The sequence below is a fragment of the Micromonospora sp. NPDC051296 genome (genome assembly GCF_040682255.1).
Lineage (GTDB): Bacteria > Actinomycetota > Actinomycetes > Mycobacteriales > Micromonosporaceae > Micromonospora > Micromonospora craterilacus.
In genome coordinates this window covers 1-8,148 of sequence record NZ_JBFBAO010000326.1, presented here as the reverse complement: position 1 = coordinate 8,148, position 8,148 = coordinate 1, and the positions used below count along the sequence as shown (strand labels likewise).

Here is an 8,148-nt window from a genome sequence, read left to right as displayed (position 1 = left end):
TGTTACGCAGGTCCCAGTTGAGCAGATACTCCGTACGCATGTTGCCATCGACCGACGACGGCGGCGCCTTCACCTGCGCGGTGATGTCAACCGTGCCACCCGGAGCCACATTGCCCGGCAACGGAGTACGCAACTCGAAACTCTCGTCGGTGGCGTCCACCGGCTCGCCGGCCTCATCCAACCGCATCCAGTCGTAGGACAACTCCCAGTCGGAGGTGTTCCAGGCCTCCAACGTGGGGTTGGAGACGGTGACCGGGACGGCGTAGGTGGCCTCGGGTAGCAGCAACTGCGGAGTTTCCGCCGCGTAGTACGTCGACTCCGCGGTCTGCTCGAGGTAGGTGACCTCCAACGTCGGCCGCAGCAGCGGCTCCGCACCCTCGGAGGAGAGCAGCATCGCCCGGGCGGTCTGGCTGACCTCGTCTCGCTGCCGCAGCAGGAACCCGTGGTTGCTGTCCGGGGTGACGACCCACCCCTTCACTGGGCTGGTGACGTCCCACGTCGACCATTCCGGGTCGTTGGTGAACCCGTTGAAGCCTGCCTTCCAGGAGGTGTCGTAGTCACCACCAGCGGTGTTCCAGGCGGTGGCCGAACTCGCCCGCTGCCACGTCGCGGTCGTCTCGTCGAAGGTACGGGTGAGCCGGTAGACGTCGACGTACTCGTTGGTGTTGGTGCCGGGATACAGGTAGGTGTTCCACATCCTCAGCTCGGCGTTGACCACCTGCGCATCGTCGGGAATGCCGGTCAGGGTCGGGAACTTCACCAGCCCACGCGTGTCGCCGTAGACGGTCGAGTTGTTGCCGACCCCGACGTACGGGTCACCGTCGTAGACGTTGACGTTCTGCGTTTGCCGGGCCGCGGACAGGGTGGTGTCGGTGACACCGGTGCGGTAGATCCGGGTGATCTGACCCGCCTTCGGCAGCATCGCCGGCTGCGTCGGACCCGCGATCACCTCACCGTCCTGCGTTTTCACCGCGACCATGTAGTAGTAGAACTTGCGGTCCATCGGGTTGGTGTTGTCCGCCGCCGTCGGCACCGCCGAGGTGTCCTGATACGTACGCGTACCCGCGGCGACCGGCGCGATCAACGTCGCCGCCGACGGCGTGAAGTTCTGATGCACACTGCGGTGCACCTGATACTCCACGATGTTGCCGCCGCTGCCACTCGGCGGATTCACGTAAGCCGGCCAGTCCAACACCGCACCGGTCGACGTGATCGTCGTTGGCGGATTCACCGCCACACCCGGCCGCCCGTACGTGACGACCAGCGTCGGCAGGTTGAAATCCCGCCGATCGTTGGCGTACGCGTACTCCGACGCCTCATAGATGGGTCCGCCACGGTTCTTCGTGGCCTCGTCGAGTGCCTTGACCATGAAACCGTGGTTCGGGTGCGTCCCGTTCACCCAGTCCTGCACCAGATTCCGGACCGGGAACGAGTTCCACACACTCGACTTCCCGTTCTGCTTGACCGCGCCCGCCTTGGTGAACCGCACCGCATCCGCGATCGCCGACGTGCCGGTCGCCCCGTTGAGGACCACCTTGCCGCTCGTGCCCGCCACGAACCGGTGCGTACCCAGCGTCACCCACCGGCCCGCAGCCGTCGGCGTCCGCTGATCCACGTCGTAGGGCTGCGTGCCACCACTGAAATGCACCGTGTATCGGGCGGCCGCCGGCCGATCGAACTCACCGACGTAGTGCACCTCCACCTGGTAGTCACCCGTCTCGGTGATCGTCGGCACCCACGTGTGAGTGTCGGCCGAACTGGAACCGCCATTGAAGCGGTAGTCGCCGTTGACCGCCTTCGGCGTCAACGTCGCGTTCCCCGACCACGGCCACGACCCGGTCACCGAGGTCCCCGAGTCGCCATCGTCCTTGATCACCACATTGCCCGCCGGGGCGTCGGCCATGTGCCCGTTCATACGCTGCCACGTCGCTTCGAGAGGGCCGCTCTCGTCCCCTTCCGCCCACGGCTCGGTGACCCGCCGCACCTCCATCGGCACGTCATACGCCCACTGCGTGTGAGTCTGCGAGTAGTACAGCTGAAGCTGGGCATCATCGATGACCGTGTTCGCCGGGATCGAAGAATGCACATCGAACTTCAGCAGTGACCGCCAGATGTGGCTCGCATCCGTGCCGACCCGCAACTGATAGGTGTCGTTGTAGTTCCTGGTGGCGTTGCCGGAGTAGATCGCCACGTCCTGCCCGTCGGCCGGCACCGGCCGCACCCTGATCGTCGGATCGATCACCACCGGATACACCCGCGCCGGGTCGGCCAGCCAACCCGGATCCGCGGTCACCGTGATCGTCGACCTGCCGCTCGACTGCGCCACCGTCTGAGTGACCTTGTCACTCCACACCTTGCCGTGCGGGGACAGCCGGTCGTCCTTGTCGTCATACATGAACGGCACCGGCATCACAAAGATCGGATCACCGCCGTCCGGACCGACGAACGCAATCGATCCGTCCTCCCGCTGCTGCGCGGACAGACCGGCGGTGTCCAACGTGAACGTGTACGACGCCGGTCCGCTCGGCGCCCTATGCAGGACGATCTTCTCCTTGAGCGCGGTCGAGGTGACGTCGTAGACGACGTCGGCGCCGCCGGCCAGACCCGGATAGGTCACGGTCGAGCCGGACACCTTCGGGGTGACACCCTTCGCCGCCCCCGCCAGACCCAACTCGATGCTCCGGCCACCCTGCTCGAATCGGACCAACTCATCTGAGCTGTCACCGAACAAGCTGGTGAACGTGTTCGTCTTGTTGCCCTGAACGTAACCCTTCTCGCTGACCGGGCCGACCTTCGTATCGATCGGCTGGAAGCGGCCCTTCGAGTCTCGGTAGTGCAACGGCACCGCCGAGATCTCCGCCTGGGTCCGCCCGTCCGAGAGCTGGTAGACGCGGCTGTTCGCGGTCCGCTCGGCGGTCCGTTCCTTGACCCGCTTCTGGGGTGGCCACTCCTTCGCTGGCGGCAGCTTCTCGTTGACCGCTAGGCCGGCGCTGATCACCTCCGGCTCCGCCGGGCGCGGTCCACCGTTGACCAGGTTCCGCGCGGCGTTCCCGATCCGGTCCAGCAGGCCCGGTTCGTCATCGGTCTCCGCCGCGCTGTCCGGTCCGGCACTCGCCGCGCTGTCCATTCTCGACTCGCGGACGAGCTGCGTCCCGCCCAGTGCGGCCACCAGCGCGACCGTCAGGACCGCGATCAGCGGTCTCCTCAGCCTTCTCTTCACCTGCCACTCTCCGTCCGTTGATCAACACGGTGAGTGGAAGGTAATGGCTAGCGATACACCGAGCCCTACCCTCAACATATTGGGAGATCGAGATTCGCGAGATTCTTCGCTGGTGGCCAGGAGGTAGCGGACCGCCTGCAGATCGTCGCCGTACTCCTTCTCCGACAGAGTCCAGCCCGACCCCGAGATTGATGACGGTGCCGGGTCCACCCCACCTGCGAAGGCAGTGTTCAACGCGGGATCGGCCGGCAGAACGCGGCTTCGGCGCCACGGAACCCGTGAGTTCGTCAGCCCTTGTGGTACGCCGGAGCGTCCAGCGACCGCCGCTGCTCTGCCGGCCGCATCATCTGGGTGGCCACCAACGAAGATGGTGACGTCCTGAGTTCATGACGGACCTTGTCGGAGATCAGGCCGGCGGTGTCGTCGCGTTCGCGCTGGCACAGTGCGAGGTCAGTTCCAGCGCCGGTCAGGCGGTGACGGGTGACGGCGACGGTCGTGGTGCTCGTCGCTTTCCGGTCCAGGCGTGCCGGTCCGAGCAGGTGAGACAGAGCGCGTCGACTGAGGCATCTCCGGCGTGCATGACGAGCGCATCGTGGCAGGTGAACTCGGGCGTGGGCTGCGCGACGGGCAGAAGACGGCGAGAGTTGGCCTGATGGCCCCGCCCTCGACCGGTCCGACCTGTCAAGCGACAGGGCGCAGCCGGCGGACGAGCACCAGCGGAGCACCAAGCTCCCACGATGTGGATCTCACTGTCAGGGCACGAGCACGATGGTGATTGATCAGGGAGCGGTCTGCTCCCATCCTGCTCCCGATTTAAGGGGTCAATAGCCAGAAGCCCGTTACCGGGGCTTCCAGTCACGGGCTTCTAACCTGCGAATATTTATGGTGGGCGATACTGGGATCGAACCAGTGACCTCTTCGGTGTGAACTCTTGGCAGGCCGGTCGGATCAGGTGTCGTACGAGGTCATCCGGCCTGGTGGCGCTCGTCCCGGTCGGGTGCGGGTGGCACGGTTGCTGTACTTCGCTGCTGTACTTCCGGCGGCTCTCTGGTCCAGCCGATGAAACGGCGGTGCAGGGTGCCGGCGGGCGCCCCGGGCATGTCCTCGGCGGCCTGGATGAGATAGGCCCCGAGATAGAGGGCCAGCGACACCGGCGCGTCCGCGTACTCCGCGCGCAGCTCCCGCCGCCGCGTCGGACACGGCCACGGCAGGTCGCAGCCCCCGCAGCTCCAGATCGGCATGACCGGGCCGTGGGTGGTCATCGCGCACCGCCCAGAAATCGGACGACGCTCGCGTGAGCCACCCGGCAACCGACACACAAGCCGGCGAGCCCTTGAACATGCGCCGCGAGGATCACCCACTCCGATCCGCCGCTCATTGCTCACCCGCCTGCGGCCAGTGCCCACGATTGATCGGTATTCGGTGCCGGGCACGGCACGGCAGGTCGGCTCCGCACTGACAGATGCGCCGCCAGTGCTGCCAGGACCACATTGGCCGATGTCGGCGGGCCAGGGTCAGCGCGACGGCTAGGACGTACTCGTCGTAGGAGACCCGATTGACCGGCTCGTTGCGCGCCCGGTCCAAACGCGTTCCTCTCGGCCATGTCGAAGGGAGCACCGCCACCTCCTTGTGCCGCAGCTACTTGAAGACGTGGATGCCCGAACGCGGGGGAATGCGCCGGACATCCACGTCGGCGAGGACGGCCCAACAGCGCCAACCGAGGGAACCGACCTCCCCGCCAACCTCCCATGGGTAGCGTTGGGTGGTCAAGGGCTGACGTAGGTGGTCTACTCGTGTTGCCAACCGAGGAGAACCACGTGCCACCGCGTTACCGCTACGAGCAGATCGCCGACGACCTCGCTGAACGCATCGCATCCGGCGAGTTCCCACCGGGCTCCAAGCTGCCCAGCCGACGAGAACTGATCGGGCACTACGAGGTCACCGAGCCGGTGATCGATCGCGCCATGCAGGTACTACGGATCAAGGGAATGACCGAGACGCTGCCAGGGGTCGGTGTCTTCGTCGCCGAGTGAGGCTCCTACACCCAATCTGCTCGGCATGGACCCCTCGCTTGTAAGAGTTCTGAGCGCTCGGTCCGGCAAGGTCCGTCCACGTCTGCGACCTCGGGCGGCTGTCCGTTATCGGCCGCCGGCGGTTGCCCTCGTCCCGGCCGGTTGCTGTTGGCGCCGGGCCCCATGCCGGTCAGGGTGTCCAACCTGCCGGCCGTGAAGGGGCAAATCTATGCGTCGGCAGGCAAGAGCTTCAGCGCCGGGCGCGGTTCCGCCGAGAGCCCTGATCTAGCTGGCTCGGGCCACTCCGGGAGGTCGATCAGGTCACCACCGAAGGCCAGCACCGTCTGGGCAGATAGATCGCAGGCGGCTTGAATAAAACCTTCTGCGCCCATGAGCCGCATCGAATGGCCCCCGTTCGCCAACGTCCACAGTGCGCCCGAAGCGTTCGACGCCGCCCGAGGGTCCTGACCGTGGCTGAGCAGGTCGCGGAGTTTTTTCATGTCCGCCAGGTAGGCACCGAGGGACTGCTTGCCGGCGAACACGGCCCACCTGGATCGATTGCCAGCTCCGGTTCCCTGGACCCGCGTCCGCACACCCCAGTCGTTCGTGAAGAGCTTGACGCCATATAGTTCGCCAGCTTGGTAAAGCTTGTCCGGATTCAGCGGCAGTGCGCGCGGACTCGTGGGATCGCGGAGGACGTCGTTGAAGAACGCTTCGACGGCTGCATAGGACATGGTAAAGATCGCCCAGCGGAGCGCGTACTGCTTGGTGGAACGCCCCAGCCTGCGACCGTCGAGGCCGCTCAGCTTATCGATGTCGCGGTGCAGTGTGACGAGCAGCGTCGGGTTCGTCAGTCCTGCAGCAAGCGACTTCGCGGCTTCGATCACGAGGGAAAGGCGCGCATGAGCAGGCACGCCTTAACACTATCAACGACACCAGCACCCAGCCGGAGGCGCAGTCTCACGATGATGAGGAACTGTCGTCGATCCTGCCTCCACAGCCTCAGGACGATGAGGGTGATCTTGACTGGCTTCCCGGGTTCGGGCAACAACCGTCATAGTCCGGGGCACCAATCGCCATCCCGACGCTCCCATGGATGTCAAGCTTCGCCCGGCCGCTTGTCGGCGCACCTTGACCGCTTATGTGTGAAGGAACTTCCGGGTCGCCGGGACCAGCGCCGACATGGCCGTGAGCTGCCATTGACCGTCCACTGACGTCCGTGGTTGTCCGGCTGGGTGCTTGCCGGTCGTCACCCGGTTAGTCACCCAGCAGACCGGTTGATGACGACTCGCGATGGCGGGCTTTGCGCACGTGGCAATGCAGCGCGAAGAGGCAGCCCGCCGTGAGCGGCTAGCGGAAACGGGGGCTAAAAGCGTCTCGCCATAGCATGGCTGCGAGATCGTTCTGCGATAGTTTCCACTCAAAACACGCCATATAGCGTACTGGCAACACGCAGATGAAGCTCAGGAAGATGACCGATGGCCAGATCGGCCATAGGCGGTCAAAGTCGATAAAAGCCAGGGGCAAGCTCACCATCGCTGATCGCAAGTACCACACGGCGAGGCGATAGGGCAGCGTCGCTCGGGCCTGCTGAGTCACGACACTGTGGTCACTCGTCTCCGGCTCAGACACGGCAGCAGGGTAGCGCCTAGGCGCAAACCTCGACGGTCCTCGGCGGTGTGCACGCTCAGCTTGGGAATCGCGTTGATCTGCACCGTGGGGAGCCGTCCCACCTGGCGGGCGAGCACGCAGCGTCCAATTTGCCGCAGCCGGCGTGCCGCTGCGCGCCGGTGTTGCCCCCTGCATCGGGCACGGCGACCGGCTCGGTGTGAGGACCATCGCCGGTCGACCACCTGCGCGAGCAGTCGACTGAGCGGTCACGCACTGTCCAACATCATCATTGACGTTCACCCCGGCGGGCACACGGCAGCGCCATCTACCACAACTCGTATCCGATAGCAATAGTTTGGGTGTGGCGCGAAAGAAGCCACACCCACGCCACACCAAACCCTTGTTGGCGGGCATTGAGCCCTGCAACGCTTCCTCTAACGCAATGAACGGCACCCATGGCCCGGGTGCCGTTCATATGACCGCCCGCTGTCGCCCAGCATGACGAAGAGGAGGCCGATGTGACCTTATCAAGGCAAGGGGAGTCAGGCCATCAGGTCGAAGGAGATGGAAGCCATCTGGCTCTGCGTTACATTCACGCTCTCCGAGGTCTGGTACTTGCACTTGCAGCCCTTACTACGCCGGTTGTGACGCTGTTGATAGTACTGATTGAGAAAAGCTGACCAAAAACCGTAAAGCGTTGTAGCGCCATCCCGTCTGCCGCCGACCCGCCCGTCTGGGGAGCGGGCCGCCGCCCGGCCCGCCACGTCAAGCGGACCTTGACACCCGTACGGACGCTGGCGGGTCGGGCGGTGGTCTGCTCGGCTCGCCTGGGTCGACGGCAGACGGGATGGCCACCGCAACCACCCACGGACCGCGACCCGCCGACGCAGCCCCGGCCATCCTGGAGTCGTTGTGCCCCCGCCGGAGGCGCAGTAACCGCCACCGGTCCGCCACCCGTGACCCGCCGCACGGACCCGGCGTGCCCTCCCCCTGCGCCGCGTCGCTCGGGCGCGGCGCGGCCGGCTGCCGGCGACGAACCGCCACCACTCCCAAACCCCTCCCGTCTGCGGCGGCCCCTTGGGCATCCCGCTTCCGCGCCAGCCGCCGGGCGTGTTGCGTGGCCGGAGTCGGAGCGCCAGCGGAGCGACGGACGCGCGCCCAGGCGGCGGCGCGTGCGGCCCGTTGCGGGCCGCCTTGATAGACGTACAGAAAGTCCTCCCACCCCGGCCGGTAGCCGGTTGTCGTACTTCGGTTGATGCGTTACAGGTTGGCTTCACTTGATGCGTGACACTCCGCTGAGTGCTG

The 8,148-nt window shown here is 65.8% G+C and carries 5 protein-coding genes; 1 reads left to right on the top strand and 4 read right to left on the bottom strand.

Annotated features, from left to right (window positions below):
* The coding region (locus AB0M52_RS26655; RefSeq protein WP_363959066.1) for a DNRLRE domain-containing protein at positions 1–3,220 on the bottom strand (3,220 nt) is incomplete at its 3' end.
* 965 nt (positions 3,221–4,185) lie between these two features.
* Positions 4,186–4,482 (bottom strand): hypothetical protein, encoded by a 297-nt coding sequence (locus tag AB0M52_RS26650; RefSeq protein ID WP_363959063.1) that lies wholly within the window; start codon positions 4,480–4,482, stop codon positions 4,186–4,188.
* Positions 4,483–5,037: 555 nt separating this feature from the next.
* On the opposite strand from AB0M52_RS26650, the gene AB0M52_RS26645 reads away from it, so the two are divergent.
* A complete protein-coding gene (locus tag AB0M52_RS26645; protein WP_363959060.1) occupies positions 5,038–5,253 on the top strand; it encodes a winged helix-turn-helix domain-containing protein in 216 nt (71 codons plus the stop codon).
* Between the two features lie 206 nt (positions 5,254–5,459).
* Here the strand turns inward: AB0M52_RS26645 and AB0M52_RS26640 are convergent, their stop codons facing one another.
* The gene (locus AB0M52_RS26640; RefSeq protein WP_363959058.1) at positions 5,460–6,146 is read right to left on the bottom strand and encodes a hypothetical protein; all 687 of its coding nucleotides are present in this window, start codon (positions 6,144–6,146) and stop codon (positions 5,460–5,462) included.
* Positions 6,147–6,582: 436 nt separating this feature from the next.
* Positions 6,583–6,864: a hypothetical protein gene (locus AB0M52_RS26635; RefSeq protein ID WP_363959055.1), complete on the bottom strand. Its 282-nt coding sequence runs from the start codon at positions 6,862–6,864 to the stop codon at positions 6,583–6,585.
* Between the last annotated feature and the right edge of the window lie 1,284 nt (positions 6,865–8,148).

What these genes read in the sequence shown, in the direction of transcription:
- AB0M52_RS26650 (WP_363959063.1), bottom strand. Translation starts at nt 4,482, where the DNA reads ATGACCACCCACGGCCCGGTCATGCCGATCTGGAGCTGCGGGGGCTGC.